This is a genomic window from Roseobacter sp. HKCCA2468, from assembly GCF_037805105.1.
Classification (GTDB): Bacteria; Pseudomonadota; Alphaproteobacteria; order Rhodobacterales; family Rhodobacteraceae; genus M30B80.
The window spans coordinates 793062-817987 of the sequence record NZ_JBBLYN010000001.1 but is presented as its reverse complement, the minus strand read 5'-3'; the positions used below and the strand labels follow the sequence as shown (position 1 = coordinate 817987).

The following is a 24926-nucleotide window of genomic DNA, read 5'->3' as shown; positions in this document are numbered from 1 at the left end:
TTCTGCTATTTTTACAGCCGTTCAGCGTGCCAACGAATGTGGTCTTCGATTACAGACGCAACAAAGAAATAGCTGTGATCATAGCCCTCATGCATCCGCATCACATGAGGTTGCGCGCGCTCTGTCATGGCATGGGCCAAACTGGCAGGGCGCAGCAGGTCAAGGAATTGATCTGCGCCGCCTTGGTCAATCAAGATGTCACTCGGATAGCCCCGTGTAGCCATCAAAAGACTTGCATCATGCGCGGCCCATTGGCCCTGATCAGGCCCCAAATAGGCGGCAAGCTGCTTTTTCCCCCAATCTGATTGGGTGGGGTTGGCGATTGGTGCAAGGGCAGAAAGGCTTTTGAATCGTTCAGGATAGGTCATGGCAAGGGTTAGCGCCCCATGCCCGCCCATTGAATGGCCCGTGATGCCCGCGCGGGTGCCGTCAATGGGAAATTCCGCATCAATCAAGGCAGGCAATTCTTCTGCGATGTAATCCCACATCTTAAAATGTGCAGCCCAAGGGGCCTCGGTCGCATTGACATAGAACCCTGCACCTTGGCCCAGATCATAGGCCTCGTCATTGGCAACGCCTTCGCCACGCGGGCTGGTGTCGGGAAAGACCACGGCAATGCCATACTCTGCCGCCCATGCTTGGGCGCCCGCTTTGGTCATCGCATTCTCATGTGTGCAGGTCAGACCTGACAGGTAATACAACACGGGCACAGGCCCGTCTTCGGCCTGTGGTGGCAGATAAACGGCAAAGGTCATTTCGCAGTTGCACGCATCTGACAGGTGCTTGGCGACAATTTGCTTGCCGCCAAATGCACGATTTTCGCTGATCACCTGCATCAGAATTCCACCACCGCGCGGATGGATTTGCCCTCATGCATGAGATCAAACCCCTCATTGATTTGATCAAGTGTCAATTTATGGGTGATCATCGGATCAATTTCGATCTTACCATCCATATACCAATCGACAAATTTTGGCACATCGCTGCGCCCTTTCGCGCCGCCAAAGGCCGTGCCTTTCCAGACGCGCCCTGTCACAAGTTGGAAGGGCCGCGTGCTGATCTCGGCCCCTGCGGGGGCAACACCGATGATGACGGAAACACCCCACCCACGGTGGCTGCATTCTAACGCATCGCGCATCACTTTGACATTGCCTGTGGCGTCAAAGGAATAATCCACGCCACCGATCTGGTCATCGCCGCGCTTGGTGAGGTTTACAATTTCCTGCACAACGCTGCCTTCGATCTTTGATGGGTTGATGAAATGGGTCATGCCGAATTTGCGCGCCATCTCCTCTTTGCCATCATTGAGATCAACGCCGATGATCATATCTGCACCTGCCATGCGCAGGCCTTGAATGACGTTCAAGCCGATGCCGCCAAGGCCAAACACGGCGGCTGTTGATCCGATCTCGACCCCTGCGGTGTTGATCACCGCGCCAATACCCGTGGTCACGCCGCAGCCAATGTAGCAGATTTTGTCAAACGGCGCGTCATCGCGCACTTTGGCCAATGCGATCTCGGGCAGCACTGTGTGATTGGCGAAGGTTGAGCAGCCCATATAGTGATAAATCGGCGTGCCATCGAGCATCTTAAACCGTGTTGTGCCATCAGGCATCAGCCCTTGACCTTGGGTGTTGCGAATGGCGGTGCAAAGGTTGGTCTTGCCTGAGCGGCAGGATGCGCATTGCCGACATTCAGGCGTGTAGAGGGGGATCACATGATCACCAGGTTTCAGGGTGGTCACGCCTTCGCCCACCTCAACCACAATGCCTGCACCTTCATGGCCAAGAATAGCAGGGAAAATCCCCTCAGGGTCCGCGCCTGAGCGGGTAAATTCATCCGTATGGCAAATGCCTGTGGCTTTGATTTCCACCAAGACCTCGCCCGCCTTTGGGCCGTCCAATTCGACCTCCATCACGGTCAATGGTTCGCCCGCTTTTAGGGCTACGGCTGCTTTGGTGCGCATGGTGATCTCCCCTGTTTTCATCCGATCTCGCCATAGTGTTAAGAAGCCCATCCCATGGGGGCAAGGCGGAATGCGGCGGTTGAAGGGGTTTTTTGCACCTTAACGCAGGACGATCGCATCCGCGCGCAGATAGCCGAGGATTTCGCGGGCTTGCTCATCCAGAAGGTCAAGGTCGAGGAACGTGTCCGACATGCGCCGTGTCAGCGTCTCAAGATGGGCCGTTTCAGCCTGCAACGCTGCCAATTCGAGACGCAGCTCATCGGCTTCCGCTTCGATTTGGATGCGCTCGAACAGGCCCGAGTCCCCTTGGATCGCGGCAAGCCCAAAATACCCACCGACCAAAATCAGCGTGATCTGAAGAACTGCCCCCGCAAGGGAAAGTTTGCGTGTCTTCGACATGCGTTACTGCCTCATCAATTCGGCATTCTTTGAATTTGTGCCGATATCGTGCGGGCAGATTCGCATATCCCAATCGAAAAGGGAATCCCCCTGATTCGATTTTTTTTATATTTAGAGTCAGTTATTTATAGCACTAAATTTAGGGGGTCAGACCCCCAGTGCCGCAACACCTGGGAGGGTTTTACCCTCCATCCATTCAAGGAAGGCACCGCCAGCGGTTGAGATATAGGTGAAATGCTCTGCCGCGCCCGATTTATTGAGGGCCGCGACCGTATCCCCGCCACCTGCGACAGAAATCAGATGGCCTGCTTGGGTGGCTTGCGCTGCCGCTTGTGCGGCCGCATTGGTGGCCGCGTCAAAGGGGCTCAGTTCAAAGGCGCCAAGCGGGCCGTTCCAGATCAAGGTTTTTGAAGTTTCAATCTGGGCAATAACGGCTGCCACACTGTTCGGGCCTGCATCCAAAATCATTGCATCCTTGGGCACGGCCGTGCTTGCAACCACCTCATGCGCAGCACCCGATTTGAATTCGCGGGCGATGACCACATCGCTTGGCAAAATGATGGCGCAACCCGTGGTTTTTGCGTGATCCAAAATGTCGCGCGCCGTTTGCGCCAGATCATGTTCGCACAAAGATGCGCCGACATCATGGCCTTGTGCCGCCAAAAACGTATTGGCCATGCCGCCCCCGATTACGAGGCGATCCACCTTACCCACCAGATTGTGCAAAAGATCCAGCTTGGTCGAGACTTTTGCCCCGCCAACAACGGCCATAACAGGGCGGGCAGGGGTGCCAAGCGCGGCTTCCAATGCGGCCAATTCCGCAGCCATCAGGCGGCCTGCGCAAGAGGGCAGCAAATGCGCGACACCTTCGGTCGAGGCATGCGCCCGATGTGCCGCTGAAAAAGCGTCATTGCAGTAAATGTCACCAAGCCCTGCAAGGAATTGCGCCATTTGCGGATCGTTTGCCTCCTCCATCGGGGAAAAGCGAGTGTTCTCAACCAAGATCACAGCATCTGTGGGAGTTGCCTCAATCGCGGCGCGGCTTGGGGTTTCGATGAAAATCACCTCATGCCCCAGCGCGGCCTCAAGGGCAGGCGTCAATTGCGCAAGGCTCATTTCTGGAACGGGGCGCCCTTTTGGGCGGCCAAAATGGGCCAAAAGAACCACGCGGCCACCTTTCGCACGGATGTCGCGGATCGTGGGGATGATCTTCTCAATCCGTGTCGCATCGGTGACGCGGCCATTTTCCATGGGCACGTTGATGTCGACACGGGTCAGCACCGTTTTGCCCGCAAGATCGAGATCATCCAAGGTGTTCCAGCCCATTTTCGGCCTCCAATATTTGGGAAATATAGACTTCCTTGCGCTAGACTTTTCCAGCGCAAAGGTCAATTTTTTGGCAAAGAAAAAGGCGCGGTGTTCCGCGCCTTTTTGTCTTTAGATCAGTTTTCCCATCGCTACGGCCGTATCGGCCATGCGGTTTGAGAAGCCCCATTCATTATCATACCAACTTAGAACGCGGCACATATTGCCATCCATCACCTTGGTCTGATCCAAATGGAAGATCGAGGAGCGGGGATCATGGTTGAAATCCATCGAGACATTAGGCTGATCCGTTACGCCCAAAATTCCCTTAAGCGGGCCATTGGCCGCCTTGATCACCGCCTCGTTGATTTCTTCAACTGATGTGGCGCGGGCCGCCTCAAAGGTCAGGTCAACAACCGAGACATTCGGTGTCGGCACGCGGATTGCGACCCCGTCCAGCTTGCCATTCAATTCGGGCAAAACCAAACCAACGGCGCGCGCGGCCCCTGTTGAGGTGGGGATCATGCTCATCGCGGCGGCACGGGCGCGATAGAGGTCTTTGTGCATCGTGTCCAAGGTGGGCTGATCGCCTGTGTAGCTGTGGATCGTTGTCATAAAGCCGCGCGAAATGCCGATGGCATTGTGGATCGCAAAGGCCACAGGGCTAAGGCAGTTCGTGGTGCAAGAGGCGTTGGAGACGATGATGTCGTCCTTTGTCAACGTGCCGTGGTTTACCCCGTAAACGATGGTCTTATCCGCCCCTTTTGAGGGGGCCGAAACCAAGACACGCGAAGCCCCGTTTTCAAGATGCACGGCGGCCTTGTCGCGGTCGGTGAAAATGCCCGTGCATTCCAAGACGATATCAATATGGCCCCATGGCAATTCAGCGGGGTTGCGAATGGCGGTGACCTCAATTGGGCCACGACCCACGTCAATGGTCGTCTCGGTTGTTTTCACTTCGGCGGGAAAGCGGCCATGCACGCTGTCAAAACGCAAAAGATGCGCGTTGGTTTCAACGGGCCCCAGATCATTGATTGCGACCACCTCAATATCGGTGCGACCCGACTCGATGATCGCGCGCAGCACGTTGCGTCCAATCCGACCAAACCCATTAATGGCAACTTTAACAGCCATAATCCCCTCCAGTGCGCCAAGCATGGCATTGTTAGCGGTAACAGTTGCGGGTGGTATAGTCCCTTAGCCGCGAAAAGGAAAGGGGATCTCTATCGCCAGAACGCCATTTTATCGAGGATATGGATCAAATCTTTGCCAAGAAAAACGAGGCCTGCCGCATCTAGAAAAAGAAAATCCACTGCGATGACGCAAAGGATTAAAACACCCAGCCAGATTGCAATCGTATTTGTCATAAAAATTAAGTCTAAACAAATTTCTGGCCGGGGGGAAGATGGTGGTGATGCCGCGCGTGCCCAAAGATTACGGGCGCTCGGCTTGCATTAAATCTTCGATCAGCAGGCTTAAAAGCTCGCCGCGATTGGTGACGCCTGCTTTGCGGTAGATTGCGTTCATGTGACTTTTGACTGTGCCCTCGGCTGTGCCGCGCAAATCAGAGATTTCTGCAATAGAGCAGCCCTTGACCATGAAATGCGCGACATCCTTTTCGGATGTGGTCAGCCCCCATTCGGTGAAATGGGCGTCCACCACATCATGAAAGGCCATAGCGGCGGTGGACAGTTGTTTCTCCATTCGCCGCGCATGGGCCACTAAATGGCTCAGATATCGGGTTTCAATCGCGACCGCTGCCGTCAGCAGCAAAGCCGCGATCAATTCCACCCGAAAATGTTGATCCAGATACCAGAAGCGTCCCAAACTCTGCGCATCGGTGACCACATCCGTCATGAAAAACAGGATAGAGGCCACCTGTGCCAAAATTAAAAGGCCGAGGAACATGGGCTGCTTCTGCATGGATCGCGTCCCTATTTGATTTTGACTGTCTCGGGGATGGCTTTGATGCCTGTCACCATGGCGCGGGCAAGATTTACACCCGTGCGGCGCGACTCCCACAATACGGCAGCGATGTGCAGAACGATAGAAAGTTCCGCCCAAGTCACGAGAATTTCATGTGTTTCTTCCACCCATCCGATGCCCCAAAAGGTCACGGTGGTCATCATATAGCCTGTGATCGCGATGCCGATAATGGTTGCGATGAGATTAAAGATCATCAACGCCCCAAGCGGCGAATGCCCCAAATGGGTGCTGCGGCGCGCGGTGATGATGTCGTCTAGCTGGGTGTTGATTGACACGCGCGATGGCATGAAGGAAGAAAACCGCGCATATTTCGTGCCAATCAGCCCCCAAATCAGGCGGAAGGCAATCAGCCCTGCAATCGCATAGCCGATATATTCGTGCAGGTTGCTTTCGGGGTCAGTGATCAGCGCATTCGATGCAAAGCCAATCACAAGGCTCCAATGAAACAGGCGGATCAGCGGATCCCAGATTTTGTAACTTTTCGTATGTGACATGTCATATCCTCAGCGAGGGGGGCAGAGGCGCGTTTTGCAGACACTGGGGAGGGGGCTGCAAAACGCGCGCGCGGGCAGGGTCGGGATTAATCGCCGCGGGACACGCGGATGATTTCCAGATTGTCATTGAGATACAGCTCAAAGCGTTCGCCATCCTTGAGGGCGTAAACTTCGATCATGCCATCTTCCATGTCGATCTTGCGGGTCTCATAGCCCTGTTCGGTCATGGCGGCGGTGATGTTTGCGCGCTGCTCTTCAGTCAGACGCTCGTAGCCAGAGGCCTGTGCCGCCAAAGGTAGGGCGGTGGTCAGGGCCAGTGCTGCGACAAAGGTCGATGTTTTGATGAAAGACATGTGGATTTCCTTTCTGCTGTGGTGAACGGCCCACCTGTTTGTGGCGGCCTCGTGAGAAAGGATTTGAGAGGAAATCGCCCCAATCACCATTGGACGCGGGTTATAGATGGCAGAGTTCGATCTGTGGTTGGGGCCAGTATAACTAGGGTTTAGGCCGTTCAGGGGGTGAAAAAGCAAAAACCCAGCCATGCATCATGGCTGGGTTTTGCAAAAGGTCGTCCCTTAGGACAGGGGGTCAGGCGATCAGACGCCCCATGGCAGCAGAGACATCCGCCATACGCGCCGAAAATCCCCATTCATTGTCATACCATGCCAAAACCCGAACCGTGCGCCCACCGATGACCTTTGTCTGGTCTGGCGCAAAAATCGAGCTATGCGTGGTGTGATTGAAATCAATCGAAACCTTGGGTTCTGGATCATAGGCCAAGACGCTGCGCATATGGCCCTCGGCCGCATCGCGCATGATTTGGTTGACCTCCTCCACCGATGTATCGCGCCCCGCCTCAAAGGTCAGATCAACGCAAGAGACATTCGGTGTCGGAACCCGCATGGCCGTGCCATCCAACCGACCTTCGAGCTCAGGCAGAACTTCTTTCAGCGCTTTTGCAGCGCCAGTCGATGTGGGGATCATCGCCATCGCGGCGGCACGCGCGCGGTAAAGATCGGAGTGGCGGCGGTCTAGCGTGGGCTGATCGCCTGTGTAGCTGTGGATCGTGGTCATGATCCCGCGTTCAATACCAATCGCGTCATTCAGAACCTTTGCCAAAGGGGCCAAGCAATTCGTGGTGCAAGACCCGTTCGAGACCACATGATGATCTTCGCGCAGATCGCGGTGGTTTACGCCATAGACGATGGTTTTATCGGCTTGTTTCGCGGGGGCGGAGACCAAAACCCGCTTTGCGCCGCGGGTCAAATGCACCGCTGCCGCGTCACGATTGTTGAACTTGCCCGTGCATTCGAGAACGACATCGCAGCCTTCCCAATCCAGCTCTTGTGGGTCGTAGGTGGAAAAGACTTTAATCGGGCCTTGGCCCAAATCCATTGTGTCCTCGGTCAGGCGCACCTCGCCGCCAAAACGGCCATGCACGCTGTCATATTTCAGAAGATGCGCATTTGTCTCAAGCGGGCCAGTCGCGTTGATCTTGACCACTTGCACATCGTTGCGTGCAGCCTCTGCGATATGGGCAAGGGTGCACCGCCCGATGCGGCCAAATCCATTGATGCCAAGGGTGATGGTCATGATCCTGTCTCCGATCCGATTTGCGCTCTTGCTTGACCGCATACAAAAGCCGCGCCCGATCCCCAAGGAAAAAATGACGAATTTTCATAATGTTAGCGAAAACATCCGATGTTAGCGCGAACGGTTGCGCGAACATGCCGTGCCGCTATGCTAGAGGCGGCTGTTGGCTGCAAAAGGAATGGGGTGAATGAGCGGATTATTGGCGCTGTTGGATGATGTCGCGGCTTTGACCAAGGTTGCGGCGGCGTCCGTGGACGATATCGCGGCACAAGCAGCCAAAGCAGGGGCAAAGGCCGCAGGCGCGGTGATTGATGACGCGGCCGTCACCCCCAAATATCTTACAGGTTTTTCGCCTGAGCGAGAATTGCCGATTGTCTGGAAGATCGCGCGCGGCTCGATTGTCAATAAATTGGTGATCCTTTTGCCTGTGGCGCTTCTGTTGTCGCAATTCGCCCCTTGGGCGATTCCGCCGCTGTTGATGATGGGGGGGGCTTATTTGTGTTACGAGGGGGCGGAAAAAATCCTTCATGCCTTTCGTTCGCATTCTGAGACGCGCGATCCTGCGGCAAGCGACCCCGCCCATTTGGAAGAGGCGCGTGTCAAAGGTGCGATCAAAACAGATTTCATCCTTTCCGCTGAAATCATGACCATCGCGCTTTCGGCGCTTGAGGCGCCGAGCCTGATTTATGCGGGTTTCGCGCTTGCCTTTGTGGCGATTGGCATCACCGCTTTGGTCTATGGGTCGGTCGCCCTGATTGTGAAGGCCGATGATGTGGGGTTGCATTTGGCGCATCCCGACCGCGCGCCCGCCTTACAACGTCTGGGGCGGGGGATCGTGGTCGCGATGCCAAGCTTCCTGTTGTGGCTCACCCGAATTGGCACAGCGGCGATGCTGTGGGTGGGGGGCGCGATCCTTCTGCACGGGGCCGCGCAACTGGGCTGGCCCGCCCCAGAAGAGATGCTGCATCACCTCAGCCTTACCGCAGCGGATGCTGTGGCCTCGGCCCACGGATTGGTGGAATGGGCGGTGTTCGCCCTCGGGTCAGGTATTTTGGGCTTGGGTGTTGGGGCCTGTTTGATCCCGGTCGTTGCGGTGATCCTGCCACTTTTCCCAATGAAAAAGGGCGTGTAGGAGGCCCCACACGCCCGATTGTGCATCTTAGGTTCTGTGCCTAAAGGCGCGCTTTGGCCTCGGCCACGACCGCCTCTGCGGTGATGCCGAAATGCTCGTAGAGAACTTCAGCAGGGGCAGAAGCGCCAAAACTGTTCATGCCAACAAAGCCCGCCTTGGCCTCACGACCACGCTCGCCCAACAACCAGCGATCCCAAGGCTGACGCACAGCGGCCTCAACCGCAATGCGCACGGGCCCAGCAGGTAGAACGCGCTTGCGATAGGCTTCGTCTTGCTCGGCAAAGAGTTCCATAGACGGCACCGAGACAACCCGTGTTCCGATACCTTCGGCCTGCAACTTGTCGCGGGCCGCCATGGCGATTTCGACTTCCGACCCTGTTGCCATCAAGATCACCTGACGTTTGCCTTCGGCCTCGGCCAAAACATAGGCCCCTTGGGCGGCCAAATTGCGCGAGACATGTTTTCTGCGCAACGTGGGCAGGTTTTGACGGGTCAGGGCCAAAACGCTCGGGCGGTTTGGTTGCGACAGCGCAATCTCCCAACATTCGGCGGTTTCCACCGCATCGGCAGGGCGCATCACAAGGCAATTTGGCGTGGCCCGCATCATGGCGAGATGCTCAACAGGTTGGTGGGTTGGGCCATCCTCGCCAACGCCGATGCTGTCATGGGTCATCACATAGACCACGTTAATCCCCATCAAAGCGGAAAGTCGCATCGAAGGGCGCGCGTAATCGGTAAAAGTAAAGAATGTCCCGCCATAGGGGCGCACGCCCCCATGTAGCGCCATGCCGTTCATCGCTGCCGCCATGCCATGCTCGCGGATGCCGTAATGGACATAGCGCCCTTTGCGGTTTTCAGGGGTGAAAATCCCCATATCGCCCGTTTTGGTATTGTTCGACCCAGTCAAATCTGCAGAGCCGCCCAAGGTCTCTTTCATGATCGGATTGATCACGGCAAGGGCCATTTCACTGGCCTTGCGGGTCGCCACTTTGGGCGCCTCATCCGCGAGGGATTTTTTATAGCGGCGCAGCGCATTGCCCAATTTCGCGGGAACCTCGCCTGCAAAGGCGCGGGTAAACTCGGCCTGTTTGGCGGCGGGCAGGGCGGCAAGACGGGCCTCCCATTCGGCGCGCGCGGTGGCGCCTTTTGCGCCGACAGCTTCCCACCAGTTTTTGAGATCGGCAGGGATTTCAAAGGCCCCATGCGTCCAGCCATAGGCGGCCTTGGTATCAGCCACGACTTTTGGGTCGGTCAATGCGCCGTGGCCTTTGGGGGTGTCCTGTGCGGCAGAGCCGATTGCGATATGGGTTTTACAGGCCACCATTGCGGGGCGCGGGCTTGCCTTGGCTGCCGTGATCGCGCGGTCGATATCGGCGGCATCATGGCCGTCACAGTCAAACACATCCCACCCTGCGGCGGCAAAGCGCGCGCGCTGATCCACACGGCAGGCCATATCAACCGTGCCATCAATGGTAATGTTATTGTCATCCCAAAGCACAATCAGGCGGCTGAGTTCATGACGCCCTGCAAGACCGATCGCCTCTTGGCTGATGCCCTCCATCAGGCAGCCATCGCCCGCGATGCAATAGGTGTAGTGATCCATAATCTTTGCGCCCCATGTGGCGCGCAGATGTTCCTCGGCCATGGCAAAGCCAACCGCGTTGGAAATCCCTTGCCCCAAGGGGCCTGTGGTCGTTTCAACCCCTTCGACATGGCCAAATTCAGGATGGCCCGCTGTGATGGCGCCCAGCTGACGGAAATTCTTGATCTGCTCCAATGTCATCTGCTTGTAACCCGTGAGATACAGCAGCGCATAGATCAGCATCGAGCCATGGCCCGCCGACAGAATAAAGCGGTCACGATTTGGCCAGTTCGGGGCCGATGCGTCAAAAGAGAGGTGCTTGTCAAACAGCACGGTCGCAACATCCGCCATCCCCATCGGCATGCCAGAATGGCCCGAATTCGCGGCGGCCACCCCGTCAAGGGCAAGCGTGCGGATACAGGCGGCGCGGCGCCAATGGTCAGGATTGCGGGCGGCAAGTGCAGAAAGATCCATATCAATGTCCTAGAAGAGGGCTGCGGGAGTGCTTGTGCGAGCGTTAACGCGCACGGGTTTAGCAGGGCGTGACCAAAGTTCAAGCCCGAAGCCCACGCCCAAGTCCTGTTGGTCGCTAAAGACGCAAGGGTTGCCTTAGATCAAGAAATCCTGCCAAACTCCCGAAATTGGATCATAATGTGTCGCAGGGGGTCAGATTCGGCCCGCACGATCTGACATGGTCTGCGTGATACGACTGCCGCGTAAATGTTTCATGAGGCGATCCAAACGCCCGCAATTGGGGGAGGCAAAATGAGCGATCCTTTGGCCATTGAAAAAGTCGATCAGCTTGAGGCGCGCCTGTCAGCTGCGCTTGCGCGAATTGATGCGGCGATGGGAAAGGCCCGCGCCCCCGCAAACGGCACTGCGTCCTCGGATGAGCTGTCCGATCTGCGCGAGGAATTGGCGCTAGAGCAGCGCACGCGATTGGATCTGGCGGCACGGCTTAAAGCGATGGAGGCTCAGGCGCAGGGCAGCACAGATGGGGCCGAATTGCGGGCCGCTGAGGCCGAGGCCGCGCGGGATGCGCTCAAGGCCGAATTGGCAGCCGCCCGTGCCGAGGTTGAGCAGCTGAAATCTAACTTTGCCCAATCTACCACCCAAGCCGAGCCCGCATCTGATGCCGCCCCAATACCCGAAGCCACGGGCGAGAGTGAGGTGCAAATCCTGCGGATGCGCGCCGCGCGCTTGCGCGAAGAACGCAACGAGGCCCGCGATGAGCGTGATGCCGCGCGCGATGCGCTCGAGGATCGGGGCGCTCAGATGACGAACAGCACATTGGGCGAATTGCGCGCAACAATCGCAAGGCTGCAAGAGACCTTGGAAGAGTTGCGCGAGGCGCCGGAAGGGAATTTTGATCGCGAATTGCTGCAATCTGGTCTTTTGGCGGAAATTCGTGCGCTCAAGGCGCAGCGCGCCGCTGATGCCCAAGAACTGGCGCAGATTTTGGCCGAGATTGATACCGTGACCGAAGAAGGGGGCGCGTAATGCCTGATGTAACGATTACCATCGGTGGCCGTAATTTCCCAGTCGCCTGCCAAGAGGGCGAGGAACCCCTTCTCAAAGCGGCGGCGAAAATGTTGGACACCGAGGCCTCTGTGGTCTCGGGTCAGATCGGTCGGTTGCCTGCGGAACGGATGTTGCTGATGGCGGGTCTGCTTTTGGCCGATAAAACCCTTGCCAAAACCGATGAGCTTGAGGCCGCGCAAACCAAAATCAAGGCGATGGAAGAGACGCTGGCCAAAGCTGAGGATCTTTTGCGCAAATCGCAGATGAAAATCGCAGATCTTGAAGCCGCGAAACCGCCGGCAGAGGTGGCTGTCATCCCTGCGCAAGTGGTGGATGGGTTGGCCGAGCTTGCCGCCCGCGCCGAGGCCTTGGCAGATCGTATCGAAGAAATGCCTGAGGTTGAAGCGCCCCGTCCCACGCCTGTAGCCCCGAAGGCCAAAGCGGCTGCGGTCGAGGACGAAGAAGATGACGATAAAGATTAGCTGACCTTCGGCTTTTAGCCGAAGATCGGTTGCAACAGCCGTTCGGCTTCGTCACTGGGCTTTGCCAACCCCTCCCGATCTTCACCAGGATAAAACCGTGCGCGCAACGCGGTTGGCATGGGCTTTGGGTGTAGCAGATGCACATTCGGCCCGTGCTTTTCCGTCTCGGATTGCCAGTTTTGCACCAAGGCGCGGGTGGCGGCCTTGCTCATACCATAGGTGCCTGCGAATTTCGCGTCCCATGTATCGTCAAAGAATACGGCATGCGGGTCGTCAGACGGCTCAATCAATGGCGCGATCATGGTGATCAAACGCGATACTGCGCGGATATTGGTGCCGATGGCCCGATCAAGGTCTTTTTCCGTGATATGCGGGGCAGGGGTCAGCGCGGTTGCGTGAAAGGCCGCATGCACCCAAATATCGGCGCGCCCCCACCGATCAAAAATTGAACGGCACAAATGCGCCATTGCAGCATCCGTGGTAATATCCATGGGGGCAAGCGTGGCTTGCCCGCCTTTGGCTTGGATGCGGTCATCCAATTCTTCCAAAGCGCCCGTGGTGCGGGCAACGGCAACGACATGAGCGCCGCGAGCGGCCAACCATTCCGCCGAGGCTGCCCCAATTCCGCGCGATGCCCCTGTGACGAGGGCGATTTTACCTGACAAAATCTTTTCCATGCCTCCCACATGGGATGAAAGCAGCGATTTGGCAAGCAGGGTTTTTTGCCGCGCCTGATTTGCGGTGGCTGTGGGTAATTTGCGTGCTCTTTGCTTGACTTTGCCGTGCTGCAAGCGGAAAACAGCTTAAACGCGAATTCCCCAGAACCTTTGAGGAGCCCGATTTATGAGCCGTTCTGACTTTCTAACCAAATCCCTGACCACCCCCACAAGCCTTGCGCAAAAAGCGGCATTGGTCTTGGCGGGCTCGCTTGTGATTGCGATTGCGGCGCAAATCTCGGTGCCGATGTTCCCCGTTCCAATGACGCTGCAAACCTTAGCAATCCTGACCGTTGCTTTCGCCTTGGGCGCGCGTTTGGGCGTTGCGGCACTTGTGGCCTATTTGGTTGAGGGCGCGATGGGGCTGCCTGTGTTCGCCAATGGCGGTGCAGGTTTGGCCTATATGTTCGGGCCTACCGGTGGTTTCCTTCTGGGCTTTGTTGTGATGGCTTATATCGCGGGTTTGGCTGCGGATCGTGGCATGGCGCGTAAGCCAATCCTTGGTTTTGCTGCGGCACTGGTTGCTTCGGCCGCGCTTTATGTCCCCGGCCTTGCATGGCCTGCCTTGGTCATGGGGGTTGAGCCTTCAACCTTGCTCTCTGGCTGGATGGCGCCCTTCATCGCGGGTGATATGGTCAAGGCGCTTTTGGCAGCTTTGATTGTGGCGGGGGCGTTTAACTTGCGCAAAGCGATCCGCTGATCTGCAGTAAAGATCAAAAGAAAAAGGCCGCTCCTCGGAGCGGCCTTTTTCTTTTGTGCCATGGTGCCGTTTATTCAGCAGCGGCGGGTTCATTCATGGCAAAACCTTTGGCGATTTGATCTGTGGGGCGCACAGGATATTCGCCTGAGAAACAGGCATCGCAATAGGTGGGGTTTTTGGGGTCACGGCCCTTGGCCTCACCCACGGCACGATAGAGCCCATCAAGCGAGATAAAGCGCAGGCTGTCCACACCCAGATGGGCGCGCATTTCTTCGGCGCTCATTGTCGCCGCAAGAAGCTTGTCGCGCTGTGGCGTGTCCACCCCGTAAAAACAAGGCCATGCTGTCGGCGGAGAGGCGATGCGGAAATGCACCTCGGCCGCGCCTGCGTCCAAAATCATTTCTTTGATCTTTTGCGAGGTGGTGCCGCGCACAACGCTGTCATCTACCAAGATCACCCGCTTGCCTTCAATCAAGGCGCGGTTGATGTTCAGCTTAAGACGCACACCCATATTGCGGATCTGTTCGGTGGGTTCGATAAAAGTGCGGCCCATATACTGGTTGCGGATGATCCCCATGCCAAACGGGATGCCGCTTTCATGGGCAAACCCGATGGCCGCAGGCGTGCCACTATCGGGCACGGGGCAGACGAGATCTGCCTCAACAGGGGCTTCGCGCGCCAATTCCACGCCAATCTGGCGGCGGGTTTCATATACTGACCGCCCGCCCAAAATACTGTCGGGGCGCGAGAAATAGACATGTTCGAAAATGCAAAAGCGCGATTTGCGCTGCTCGAAGGGCATATAGCTTTCGATGCCCTGCGCGGTGATGACGACCATCTCACCGGGCTTGATCTCGCGCACGAATTCGGCGCCGATGATATCAAGCGCACAGGTTTCGGAGGAAAGCGCGTAACCATCGCCGATCTTGCCCAACACCAAGGGGCGCACCCCAAGCGGGTCGCGCACACCCATCAATTTTGTGCGCGTCATGGCCACAACCGAAAACGCGCCCTCTACGCGGCGCAGCGCGTCTTTCATGCGCTCGGGGATATTTTTCTGATAGCTGCGCGCCATCAGGTGAATGATGCACTCACTGTCCGATGAGGATTGGAAGATGGACCCGCGTTCAATCAATTCGCGGCGCAGTTCATCGGCGTTGACGATATTCCCATTATGCGCAATCGCCGCCCCACCCATGGCGAATTCGCCAAAAAAGGGCTGCACATCACGAATTGCCGTGTTGCCCTTATTGCCTGCCGTGGAATAACGCACATGGCCGATGGCAAGCGCACCGGGCAGCGTGTCCATCACACTGGCATTGGTGAAATTATCGCGCACATATCCGAAACGGCGGGCCGAGTTGAACCCTTCGACAGGGTCATAGCTGACGATCCCACCCGCCTCTTGGCCGCGATGTTGCAGCGCGTGCAGGCCAAGGGCCACAAAATTCGCGGCATCCGCCACACCGATCACACCAAAGACGCCGCATTCTTCACGCAGCTTATCATCAGAGAGGGGATCAAAGGGATGGGCGGGGAATTGTGCGGTGCGCGGGGACGCAAAATTGCTGGGCATCGGCGGGCTCCTGCCTGCGGTCATAGCCGAAAGCTACGGAAATGGGCGAGTCGGTTGCACGCCTTACCTAGGACAAAGGCGCGGCGCTGTCACCTATTAGCTGTCATGAATGCGTCACAATTTGCGCTCGAAATTCACGTATAATTTTACCGCAACGCGGCGCGGGCACGCAGTTACGCTGCGGGCACGGATAGGAGTGTGCGCGCGCTTTGCGTGTCGCCTGCGGCAGGGGCCACGCATCCTGCGGTCAGCCCCTCATAGCGACCGATCAACCAACCCGGCGCATCGCTTGGGATTTCGCTGTCGATCTGCGTGGTCAGCGAGGCAAAGATTTGTGCGGTTTGGCTGTTCACGACTGCCGCCGCAGGATCGCTGCCGGCCAGTCGGTCATAGGCGACCAAGGCCACCGCCACCAAGGCCACACCGCGCAGCACGCCAAAGAAGAGACCCGCGCCCGCATCAAACCCGCCCAGTTTGGTTTTCTGTATGAACGAGGAAAACAGCGGCGAGAAGAGCGAGACAACGATCAGCGTCACAGCAAAGGCTGCCGAAAAGCCCAAAATCATGCCCAATTCGCAACTGTCATCGACATATGGCCCGATATAGGGAATTTCCGCGATCAGTGGGCGCACTTCTGGCGCGGCCCAATAGGCCACGATGGCGGCGGCGATCCAGCCCAAGATTGACATGACCTCGCGCACAAAACCGCGCGAATAGGCCAATATGGCCGAGATGAAAATCACCCCGCCTGCAATGCCGTCAATCATCGTGAACCCATCCATCGCCCGCTCCCTCACTTATTTTGGCGCTAGCCCGCGCCGAATATATCGCCCACAAATCGCGTCATATCCGCCATTTGCATCAGCTTAACACCCCCGACCGAGCCAAAATTGCAGCCCTCTGGCGCGATCACAGTCGAGAAACCAAGTTTTTGCGCTTCTTTCAACCTGTTTTCCGCCTGTGCCACGGGCCGAAGCGCGCCAGATAGGCTTAATTCGCCAAAAATCACCGCCCCTTGTGGCAGCGCCGCATCCTCGCGCGCGCTCAGCAAGGCGGCGGCAACCGCCAGATCAGCCGCAGGTTCACTGATCCGCAACCCACCTGCGATGTTGAGATAAACATCAAGCCCCGCAAAGGCGATCCCCACACGGGCCTCAAGCACCGCCAAGATCATGGCAAGCCGTGCGCTGTCCCAACCCACAACCGCACGGCGGGGTTGACCAAGCGGGGAGGGGGCGACCAAGGCTTGGATTTCGACCAAGACGGGTCTTGTGCCCTCAATGCCTGCAAAGACCGCCGATCCAGGTGAGGCGGTTTCATTCTCTGAGAGAAACAGAGCAGACGGGTTTGCAACCTCGGAGAGGCCCGCGCCTGTCATCTCGAAAACACCAATCTCCCCCGCAGGGCCAAAGCGATTTTTGACCGAGCGCAGAATGCGGAATTGGTGCCCGCGTTCACCCTCAAAATAAAGGACGCAATCGACCATATGTTCGACCACGCGCGGCCCTGCAATTTGGCCATCTTTGGTGACATGGCCCACCAAGATCACGCTGACCCCACGCCGTTTGGCGAAGGTAACCAATTCATGTGCTGCGGCGCGCACTTGGCTGACAGATCCAGGCGCGCTGTCGACTGTGTCAAGCCACATGGTTTGGATGGAATCGATAATCACTAAATCGGGGCGGGTTTCGTCCAAAGTGGTCAGAATATCGCGCAAATTGGTTTCTGCCGCCAAGGCCATCGGGGCTGCGCCCAGCCCCAGACGTTGCGCGCGCATGCGCACCTGTGCGCTGGCTTCCTCGCCCGAGACATAAACAACCGACAGGCCCTTGGCCGCGAAACTGGCCGCAGCCTGCAGCAATAGGGTTGATTTCCCGATACCCGGATCCCCCCCCAAAAGCAGCGCAGAGGCAGGCACAAGCCCACCACCAAGAACACGATCCAATTCCGCCAAGCCTGAAGGGTGGCGCGGTGGCGGGGCCTCTTGGCTGGCCAAATCCATCAGCGCCATTTTGCGCCCCTTGCCTGCACCCAAGCCCGATTTGGCGGGGCCTGCCGAAAGCGGGGCCTCCTCAACAATCGTGTTCCACTCGCCACAGCCATCGCAACGCCCGATCCATTTTTTATGAACCGTGCCGCATTGGCCGCAGATGAATTGGGTTATAGGTTTTGCCATGGCACAGGATTAGCGCGGGTCGCGCGCTTTGGCCAGAGTATGCTGCGCCTTAGCGCACCGCCTCAATCGGGCCATCGGCGGAGCCAGTGATAAACTGGCGCAAATAGGGGTCATCGGCGCTGTCCATATCCGCAACGGGGCCAGTCCATTGGATCACCCCGTCATGCAGCATGGCGATTTTATCGGCAATCGCGCGCACCGAGGACATATCATGGGTGATGGTCATGGCGGTTGCGCCCATCTCAACCACGATTTCGCGGATTAAATCATTGATCACGCCCGACATGATCGGATCAAGCCCTGTGGTTGGCTCGTCAAAAAAGATAATTTCAGGCTCCGCTGCAATGGCGCGGGCGAGGCCTACGCGCTTTTGCATGCCCCCTGACAATTCAGACGGGTAAAGGTCAGCGACATCGGGCTTCAGCCCCACACGGCGCAATTTTTCAATCGCGATCTCGCGCGCCTCTGATTTTGGCCGCTTAAGATGGCCGCGCATCAGACGAAAGGCCACGTTCTGCCATACGGGCAGACTGTCAAACAGAGCCGCACCTTGGAACAGCATCCCAAAGCGGGCCAAAAACGGGTCACGCGCGGCGCGGGTGACATCCTCGCCGTCAAGCAGGATCATCCCACTGTCATGGCGCACAAGACCCAAAACCGATTTCAGCAAAACCGATTTGCCTGTGCCAGAGCCGCCAATAATGACCATGCTTTCGCCTTTGGGAACCTCAAGGTTCACGCCGCGCAAGACCTGCTTGGGGCCAAAGGATTTATGGACATCGGACAGGGTAATCATGCGCTGAAAAACACCTCTGTCAGAATGTAGTTTGACGCCAAAATAAGGATAGAGGCCGAGACCACCGCATTGGTTGTGGCGCGGCCCACACCCGCGGCCCCTTTGCCTGAATTCATCCCGTGATAGCAACCCATCATGGCCACAATAAAGCCAAACACCGCCCCCTTGATCATGCCCGAGATGACATCCCAAGCTTCGAGAAAATCAACGGTGTTCTGAATGTAATTGGCCGCGTTGAACCCAAGCCGCGTTGTGCCGACCAAATAGCCGCCGAAAATCCCGATACTGTCCCCAACCGCCACCAAAAGGGGCAAAGACAGGGTTGCGGCCAAGACCCTTGGTAGGGTCAGATATTTGAGCGGGTTGGTCGAAAGCGTGACCAATGCATCAATCTGTTCGGTCACTTTCATCGTGCCAATCTCGGCGGCAATCGCAGCCGCCACGCGGCCCGCAACCATGAGGCCCCCCAAAACAGGCCCAAGTTCGCGCACCATGCCAATGGCCACAATCGAGGGCACAACCGCCTCGGCATTAAATCGCGCGCCCCCCGAATAGATTTGCAGCGCCAAGGCCCCGCCCGTAAACAGGGCGGTCAGGCCGACCACGGGCAGGGATAAAAACCCAATTTGCATCAGTTGGATCAGGAACTCGCGCGGGTAAAATGGCGGGCGAAACAGGTGCGAGATAGTCGCGCCTGCATAGATGCTGACGCGCCCCACACCCGCCAACAGCCCCATAACCGAGCGGCCAATCGTGGCAAGCGGTGCAAGAATAAGTGCAGCCATCCCTAACCCCCTTGATAGTGACGCTGATAGCGCGCGCCAAGCGAGGTGAGGATTTCATAGCCGATCGTGCCCGCATGATCCGCCAGTTGATCCACGCCTTGTGCGGGGCAGAGAATGTCTAGGTGATCTGGCACATCTGACCCAAGCCCGCTGACATCCACCCCCATCAAATCCATCGACACGCGCCCCGCAAGGGGGCAGGGCGTGTCACCTGCATAGACTGCGGCTTTGCCCGTCATCGCGCGGATCAACCCATCGGCATATCCTGCGGCCACGGTTGCGATCTGGCGGGGGCTGTTGGGGCGGTAGCCCGCGCCATAGCCCACAAACTCGCCCAACTCGACTTGCCGCACTTGGATGACAGGCAGGGAGAGACGCACCACGGGGATCGCATCCGCAAAGGGCAGCCCGCCATAAAGCCCGATTCCAGGGCGGGTGAGATCAAAATGATAAGCCTCGCCCAAAAGAACGCCACCCGTGGCAGAGAGCGAACGGGGGTGATGCGTGCCATCGGTCATGACGCGAAAATTTGCCAATTGCGCGGGATTTTCTGGGTGATCAGGCTCATCAGCGCAGGCCAGATGGCTCATGATCAACTGGCAGGGCCCGCGCTCGGCCTCATCGCGCAAGGCGGCCCAATCAGCCGCCTCCATGCCGAGGCGGTTCATGCCTGTATCCAGCTGAATCCCATAGGGCAGGTCGCCCGCATCGCGGTGGCGGCGGAATTGAGCGGCGGAATTCAAAAGGGGGATCAAATTGTGATCTCGCAACAGCGCGCCATCACCCGCCATATGACCCGAAAAGACGAAAATGCGGGCGTGCGGGAAACCCGCCTCCGTGAGGGCGGCACGCAGTGCCGCGCCTTCTTCGGCAATTGCCACAAAAAATGTGTCAGCGCCTGCGCGGGCCAAGGCAGGCGCCACGCGCCCTGCACCCAAGCCATAGCTGTCTGCCTTCACCACCGCGGCCGTTTTCGCGTTGGTCAGGCCGTCAAGGGCGTGCCAATTGGCGACAATCGCGCCCAGATCAATATGAAGCTTTCCAGATGCCATGCGCCTTCTGTCCCGTTTTCATCGGAACCCGTCAAGGGGCAAGGCGGGTTTTGCCCGAAATTCCAACAGATCATGGCACGAATGCGCGCCTTAGTTGAACCCGTCCGCGCCTTGCTGCCATGGTTTGACGAGATTGCCAAATTTGGTGAAGCGCCCCTCAAAGCTTAGCTCAACCGTGCCAACCGGCCCGTGACGCTGCTTGCCGATGATCACCTCGGCCTTGCCATGAAGCGCGTCCATGTCCTGCTGCCATTTTGCCATGGCCTCGAGATTTTCTTCGCCTGGTTTTTCGCGCTCTTTGTAATATTCGCCGCGATAGACGAACATCACCACATCGGCATCTTGCTCGATTGATCCAGATTCCCGAAGGTCTGACAATTGGGGGCGCTTATCATCGCGGTTTTCGACCTGGCGGGACAGCTGCGACAGCGCGATCACAGGGATATCCAATTCCTTCGCAATCGCCTTGAGCCCTTGGGTGATTTCCGAAATTTCGTTCACGCGGTTTTCGTTGCGGCCATTGCCCCGCAACAGTTGCAAATAGTCGATGATCAACAAATCCAACCCCTGCGGGCTGCGCTTGAGGCGGCGCGCGCGGGCGGCAACTTGAGCAATCGGCAGTGCGGGGGTGTCGTCAATATATAGCGGGCAATTCTGCAAATCCTGCGCCGCGATCAGATAGCGTTGGAATTCTTGCTCGTTCAAATCGCCTTTGCGGATCAGTTCCGATGGCACCTCGGCCGCCTCTGACAGAACCCGCTGCGCCAATTGCGCAGCAGACATCTCTAGGCTGAAAAAACCCACCACACCGCCATCAATTGTGCCCTCTGTGCCATCATCCTTAAGACCCCGCTTAAAGGCACGCGCCACGTTAAAGGCGATATTGGTGGCAAGCGAGGTTTTCCCCATCGAGGGGCGCCCCGCAAGGATCAAAAGGTCAGAATGGTGCAAACCGCCCAACATCTTATCCAGATCAGCCAAGCCCGTGGAAAGCCCCGCCAAACCGCCCGACCGATTATAGGCTGCATTGGCCATTTCCACCGCATCATGCAGCGCGCGCAAGAATGATTGAAACCCGCGGGATGTGCTGCCCGTTGAGGCGAGTTGGAACAAATCGGATTCGGCCTGCACGATCTGCTCATCGGGCGAGACATCTTCGCGCATCGATTGCGCGCGATCTGAAATGGATTTGCCCAAATCAATCAGATTGCGGCGCACAGCCAGATCATGGATCAGCTGGGCGTAATCGCGCGCGGCCGATGTAGCGATGGCCGAAAGCTGCAATTTCAACAGGTATTCGGCCCCCCCAAGGGCGCGCAGACCTTCGTGTTCGGCCATAAAGTTTTTGAGGGTTGTCGCGTCTGTTTGCTGCCCCTTGAGGATGCGCGCCCGCGCAACCTCGAAAATCGCGCCATGCACGGGGTCATAGAAATGCGCAGGTTCAATCAGGTCTTGCAGGCGATCAATGACGTCATTTGACGCCAAAATCGCGCCCAATAATTGCTGTTCGGCTTCGATGTTATGCGGCAGAGGGGAGAGGGCGGTTGCGTCCGTGTCGGGATCACCATCGCCTGACTTGCGCAATGCTTTGGCATTGAGATTGGCGATCTCGCTCATGATTACTCCCCCGACAAATCACACCCTATCTGCGGTATGCTGCGTATGACGCAGCGTCAATCTGGATATCCTGTGGATATGTTGATCCCCGACAATCACCGCAAGATATGGGTGCCCCCTTTGCAAACCCTACCACATAGGGCAAGGCGGTAGGAATTTTTTTCGGGCCTCTGCTTTGCTTGATGGATCGGGCAAATGCGGTCGCGTTAAGTCTGGGCCGTTTTTGGGCCTGTGCCTTGGGGCTTAGGCGAATCCCCGCGCGGCGCGCCACCCTTCGGGGTCGCGCAGGAAATGTTCGACCTGCTCAAGCGTGTTCGCGTCAAAGTCGTTGCCTGCGCGTGCCTCGGCAATCACATCGGCCCAAGTGCATAGCCAATGCAATTCAACCCCGTGCTCCCGCAACCGCGGGATCGTGTCCTCGAAAATGCCGTAATAGAATACAACCGCCGTGTGCGCACAGCTTGCGCCTGTCTCGCGGATTGCATCGACAAAGCTTAGCTTCGAGCCACCATCGGTGGTCAAATCTTCCACCAATAGCACGCGGTCACCCGCATCCATTGCGCCCTCGATACGGGCGTTTTTGCCATACCCTTTGGGCTTTTTGCGCACATAGCTCATGGGGAGGGCCATACGCTCGGCCACGAAGGCGGCAAAGGGAATGCCTGCCGTCTCGCCGCCTGCGATATTGTTAAAGGCCTCAAGCCCCGCATTGCGCATGACTTTGCAGGTCAGGAAATCCATCAAAGTGGCGCGCACGCGCGGGAAGGAAATAATCCGCCGACAGTCAATATAGGTGGGCGCACGTTTGCCCGAGGCATGGGTGTAGGGCTCGTCCGCGTTGAAATGCACCGCGCCAATATCCAGCAACATCCGTGCTGACATTTTCGCAATCTGCGCCTGATCAGGATAGCTTGTCGGGATCATGGCATGGCTCCTTTATTGGTCGAGAACCCGCCAAAACAGCGGATGGCCTGGGTCAAAGACAGTGACAGGCCCATCTTCTGTCTCGATTTTCGCGGGATAGGTCACAGGGGTGTCTTCCTTGACCAAGGTGATCATAGTGTCATTCGGGGCCAGACCATAGCGCGCTGGGCCAAACAGCGAGGCGAAGCCCTCAAGCTTATCAAGCGCGCCTTCTTCCTCGAATACATGGGCGAGGCAGGCCATGGTGTTGGTTGCGGTGAAACATCCCGCACAGCCACAGGCGCTTTCTTTATTGGGGTCGGTATGGGGGGCGCTGTCCGTGCCAAGGAAAAAGCGCGGATTTCCCGAAATGGCGGCTTTGCGCAGCGCCTCTTGATGGGTCGCGCGTTTGGCCACGGGCAGGCAGTAGTAATGCGGCTTGATCCCGCCCACCAAGATATGATTGCGGTTGATCATCAGGTGATGCGTTGTGAGGGTGGCCGCAATATCGCCGCTTGCCTCGCGCACATAGTCGATCCCATCGCTGGTGGTGACATGTTCAAGCGTCACTTTGAGTTCAGGAATGTCACGGCGCAGCGGGTCAAGAACCGTGTCTAGAAACACTTTTTCGCGGTCGAAAATATCGACATCATGGCGCGTGACCTCGCCATGGATGCACAAAGGCAGGCCAATCTCCGCCATCTTTTCCAAAACGGCGCGCACATTGGCGATATCGCGCACGCCTGAGGCGGAATTTGTGGTCGCCCCTGCAGGGTAAAGCTTCACCGCCGTGATCAGCCCCGCCGCATGGGCGGCGGCCAGATCGTTGGGATCCGTGCCTTCGGTGAGATATAATGTCATCAATGGGGTGAAGGTCATGCCTTCGGGCAGGGCCGCCAAAATACGGTCGCAATAGGCGCGGGCATCGTCCCCCGTGACCACGGGCGGCACGAGGTTCGGCATGATGATAGCACGACCGAAATGGCGCGCGGTTTCGGGCAATACGGCGCGCAGCATTGCACCATCGCGCAGGTGCAAATGCCAATCATCGGGGCGGCGAAGGGTCAGGCTGTGTGTCATGTCCTTTGCGCTACAGAATTCCCGCAGCCTTGCCAAGGGGTAAGCGCGCTATCTGGTGGGCGTATAGCCTGCGGCCCGTGCGGCCAATTTTGGGTGATTGCGCGCCTTGGCCTGTGCCGCGAGATTGACCAAATAGGTTTCATCCGCGCGGGCGCGACCTCGAAAAATTTGGCGCAAGCGGGCGGTGGGATTGTCGGCCTTAAGGGCCAAAACAAGATCCCCCAACCCGCCATCGGCCATCGCCAATCGTTCGATCAGCGGGCTGTGGCGGGGCAAAGATATTTTCGTCACATGCGCGCCACGATAAAGCGCGGCATGAGCGGCGGACATCGTGGTTGCAGGGTCAAAAATCAGGTAGAGCGCTTTGGCATACGCACTCATCTCGGGGGCAAAGCCAAATCGGGTCGAAAAATCCAACCGCTTGGCCCGTGAAAACCGCGTCTCAAACGGCGCATCTTTGGGCGCAAGGCTGGCCACGGGGGAGGTCAGGATCAACTCGGGCTGTGGCGCTGCAATCGACAAGGCCGCGGCCGCATATCCGCCAACAGGCCCGAGGCCGCAAAAGACAACGCGTTTGAAACTGTCAAAAAAACCCTCATCCACCAATGTGTCGATATAGGCAAAAAGATCAGCATCGCGGAACCATGTTTGCCCTGCGGACATAAATGTCAGGGTGGAAAACCCATGTTGCTGTGCCAATTCTGTACCCAAGGGCAGGCCTTTTGCCCCCATCGCCGCCAATCGCGCCGCGTTGTCGAAGGTCACAACCAAATCCATACCACTTTCAACGAAGAGCGCGAAATGCTTGCGCCCAAGCTGTGCAAAACTGCCATAATCCTTGCCAAGCTGAGCCATTTTCGCGCGCCAGACTTGTGCTGCATTTGCAGTCTGGCCCTCGCCCGGGTGAGGTTGGCCAGTGCTTGGGATCAATTCATTCATGAAATATGCGTTGCAAGGGGGCCACTTTCGCGCCCGCTGCCGCTCCTTTTTTGTCGTAACCCTGTTGCGATCCTAGCAGCTGAGAAGGACGGAACAAAGGGAATTTGCACGGGCTTGACCGCGCGC

Annotated in this window: 26 protein-coding genes; 4 read left to right on the top strand and 22 right to left on the bottom strand. The window is 57.5% G+C overall.

Translation table 11 applies throughout. From position 1 onward, the window contains the following. Positions 1 to 11 precede the first annotated feature (11 nt). From fghA to gap (AAC620_RS04055), 10 genes are all read right to left on the bottom strand, one after another. Positions 12 to 836 carry an S-formylglutathione hydrolase gene (gene fghA, locus AAC620_RS04100; protein WP_340242909.1) on the bottom strand — a complete coding sequence of 275 codons (825 nt, stop codon included), beginning with the start codon at positions 834 to 836 and terminating at the stop codon, positions 12 to 14. Beyond that, positions 836 to 1966, bottom strand: coding sequence for an S-(hydroxymethyl)glutathione dehydrogenase/class III alcohol dehydrogenase (locus AAC620_RS04095; protein WP_317654351.1), 1131 nt, complete (start codon positions 1964 to 1966; stop codon positions 836 to 838). Before AAC620_RS04095 ends, fghA begins: the two co-directional genes overlap by 1 nt. Before the next feature lie 99 nt (positions 1967 to 2065). After that, a complete protein-coding gene (locus AAC620_RS04090; RefSeq protein WP_340242908.1) occupies positions 2066 to 2365 on the bottom strand; it encodes an FtsB family cell division protein in 300 nt (99 codons plus the stop codon). 147 nt (positions 2366 to 2512) lie between these two features. Next, positions 2513 to 3691, bottom strand: coding sequence for a phosphoglycerate kinase (locus AAC620_RS04085; RefSeq protein ID WP_317654353.1), 1179 nt, complete (start codon positions 3689 to 3691; stop codon positions 2513 to 2515). 111 nt (positions 3692 to 3802) lie between these two features. Then, positions 3803 to 4804 carry a type I glyceraldehyde-3-phosphate dehydrogenase gene (gap, locus tag AAC620_RS04080; protein WP_317654354.1) on the bottom strand — a complete coding sequence of 334 codons (1002 nt, stop codon included), beginning with the start codon at positions 4802 to 4804 and terminating at the stop codon, positions 3803 to 3805. Between the two features lie 89 nt (positions 4805 to 4893). Further along, a complete protein-coding gene (locus AAC620_RS04075) occupies positions 4894 to 5037 on the bottom strand; it encodes a hypothetical protein (RefSeq protein WP_340242907.1) in 144 nt (47 codons plus the stop codon). A 67-nt stretch (positions 5038 to 5104) separates the two neighbouring features. Then, positions 5105 to 5593, bottom strand: a complete 489-nt coding sequence (locus tag AAC620_RS04070) for a helix-turn-helix transcriptional regulator (protein ID WP_317654355.1) — start codon at positions 5591 to 5593, stop codon at positions 5105 to 5107. Positions 5594 to 5604: 11 nt separating this feature from the next. Next, positions 5605 to 6150 (bottom strand): cytochrome b/b6 domain-containing protein, encoded by a 546-nt coding sequence (locus tag AAC620_RS04065; RefSeq protein WP_317654356.1) that lies wholly within the window; start codon positions 6148 to 6150, stop codon positions 5605 to 5607. An 86-nt stretch (positions 6151 to 6236) separates the two neighbouring features. Next, positions 6237 to 6503 (bottom strand): PepSY domain-containing protein, encoded by a 267-nt coding sequence (locus AAC620_RS04060; protein WP_317654357.1) that lies wholly within the window; start codon positions 6501 to 6503, stop codon positions 6237 to 6239. Positions 6504 to 6738: 235 nt separating this feature from the next. Beyond that, positions 6739 to 7743: a type I glyceraldehyde-3-phosphate dehydrogenase gene (gene gap / locus AAC620_RS04055; RefSeq protein ID WP_317654358.1), complete on the bottom strand. Its 1005-nt coding sequence runs from the start codon at positions 7741 to 7743 to the stop codon at positions 6739 to 6741. 187 nt (positions 7744 to 7930) lie between these two features. Between gap (AAC620_RS04055) and AAC620_RS04050 the strand changes: the two genes are divergently transcribed. Beyond that, on the top strand, positions 7931 to 8875 hold the full coding sequence (locus tag AAC620_RS04050; protein ID WP_317654359.1) for a DUF808 domain-containing protein: 945 nt from the start codon (positions 7931 to 7933) through the stop codon (positions 8873 to 8875). 40 nt (positions 8876 to 8915) lie between these two features. Here the strand turns inward: AAC620_RS04050 and tkt are convergent, their stop codons facing one another. Beyond that, on the bottom strand, positions 8916 to 10931 hold the full coding sequence (tkt, locus tag AAC620_RS04045; protein ID WP_317654360.1) for a transketolase: 2016 nt from the start codon (positions 10929 to 10931) through the stop codon (positions 8916 to 8918). A gap of 291 nt (positions 10932 to 11222) precedes the next feature. Between tkt and AAC620_RS04040 the strand changes: the two genes are divergently transcribed. After that, complete coding sequence (locus tag AAC620_RS04040) at positions 11223 to 11957, top strand: hypothetical protein (protein WP_340242906.1); 735 nt, start codon at positions 11223 to 11225, stop codon at positions 11955 to 11957. Further along, entirely contained in the window at positions 11957 to 12460 is a 504-nt protein-coding gene (locus AAC620_RS04035; protein WP_340242905.1) for a cell division protein ZapA, read from the top strand. The genes AAC620_RS04040 and AAC620_RS04035 overlap by 1 nt, the downstream gene beginning before the upstream one ends. A gap of 14 nt (positions 12461 to 12474) precedes the next feature. Here the strand turns inward: AAC620_RS04035 and AAC620_RS04030 are convergent, their stop codons facing one another. Beyond that, positions 12475 to 13137 (bottom strand): SDR family NAD(P)-dependent oxidoreductase, encoded by a 663-nt coding sequence (locus AAC620_RS04030; RefSeq protein ID WP_317654363.1) that lies wholly within the window; start codon positions 13135 to 13137, stop codon positions 12475 to 12477. Between the two features lie 166 nt (positions 13138 to 13303). On the opposite strand from AAC620_RS04030, the gene AAC620_RS04025 reads away from it, so the two are divergent. After that, positions 13304 to 13876 (top strand): biotin transporter BioY, encoded by a 573-nt coding sequence (locus tag AAC620_RS04025; RefSeq protein ID WP_317654364.1) that lies wholly within the window; start codon positions 13304 to 13306, stop codon positions 13874 to 13876. A 70-nt stretch (positions 13877 to 13946) separates the two neighbouring features. Here AAC620_RS04025 and purF read toward each other — a convergent pair whose 3' ends face one another. The 10 genes from purF to AAC620_RS03975 all read right to left on the bottom strand — a co-directional run bounded on the left by purF (position 13947) and on the right by AAC620_RS03975 (position 24800). After that, the gene (purF, locus tag AAC620_RS04020; RefSeq protein WP_317654365.1) at positions 13947 to 15452 is read right to left on the bottom strand and encodes an amidophosphoribosyltransferase; all 1506 of its coding nucleotides are present in this window, start codon (positions 15450 to 15452) and stop codon (positions 13947 to 13949) included. A gap of 173 nt (positions 15453 to 15625) precedes the next feature. Next, positions 15626 to 16234, bottom strand: coding sequence for a CvpA family protein (locus tag AAC620_RS04015; RefSeq protein ID WP_340242904.1), 609 nt, complete (start codon positions 16232 to 16234; stop codon positions 15626 to 15628). Positions 16235 to 16260: 26 nt separating this feature from the next. Beyond that, the gene (gene radA, locus AAC620_RS04010) at positions 16261 to 17628 is read right to left on the bottom strand and encodes a DNA repair protein RadA (protein WP_340242903.1); all 1368 of its coding nucleotides are present in this window, start codon (positions 17626 to 17628) and stop codon (positions 16261 to 16263) included. A 49-nt stretch (positions 17629 to 17677) separates the two neighbouring features. After that, complete coding sequence (locus AAC620_RS04005) at positions 17678 to 18424, bottom strand: ABC transporter ATP-binding protein (protein ID WP_317654368.1); 747 nt, start codon at positions 18422 to 18424, stop codon at positions 17678 to 17680. Next, positions 18421 to 19209, bottom strand: coding sequence for an MlaE family ABC transporter permease (locus tag AAC620_RS04000; RefSeq protein WP_340242902.1), 789 nt, complete (start codon positions 19207 to 19209; stop codon positions 18421 to 18423). Before AAC620_RS04000 ends, AAC620_RS04005 begins: the two co-directional genes overlap by 4 nt. Positions 19210 to 19211: 2 nt before the next feature. Beyond that, positions 19212 to 20261: an alanine racemase gene (gene alr / locus AAC620_RS03995; RefSeq protein ID WP_340242901.1), complete on the bottom strand. Its 1050-nt coding sequence runs from the start codon at positions 20259 to 20261 to the stop codon at positions 19212 to 19214. Positions 20262 to 20351: 90 nt separating this feature from the next. Beyond that, entirely contained in the window at positions 20352 to 21878 is a 1527-nt protein-coding gene (locus AAC620_RS03990) for a replicative DNA helicase (RefSeq protein WP_340242900.1), read from the bottom strand. Positions 21879 to 22121: 243 nt separating this feature from the next. Continuing rightward, positions 22122 to 22802, bottom strand: coding sequence for an orotate phosphoribosyltransferase (locus AAC620_RS03985; RefSeq protein WP_340242899.1), 681 nt, complete (start codon positions 22800 to 22802; stop codon positions 22122 to 22124). A gap of 12 nt (positions 22803 to 22814) precedes the next feature. After that, positions 22815 to 23861, bottom strand: coding sequence for a dihydroorotase (pyrC, locus tag AAC620_RS03980; protein WP_340242898.1), 1047 nt, complete (start codon positions 23859 to 23861; stop codon positions 22815 to 22817). Positions 23862 to 23909: 48 nt separating this feature from the next. Further along, the gene (locus AAC620_RS03975; protein ID WP_340242897.1) at positions 23910 to 24800 is read right to left on the bottom strand and encodes a hypothetical protein; all 891 of its coding nucleotides are present in this window, start codon (positions 24798 to 24800) and stop codon (positions 23910 to 23912) included. Between the last annotated feature and the right edge of the window lie 126 nt (positions 24801 to 24926).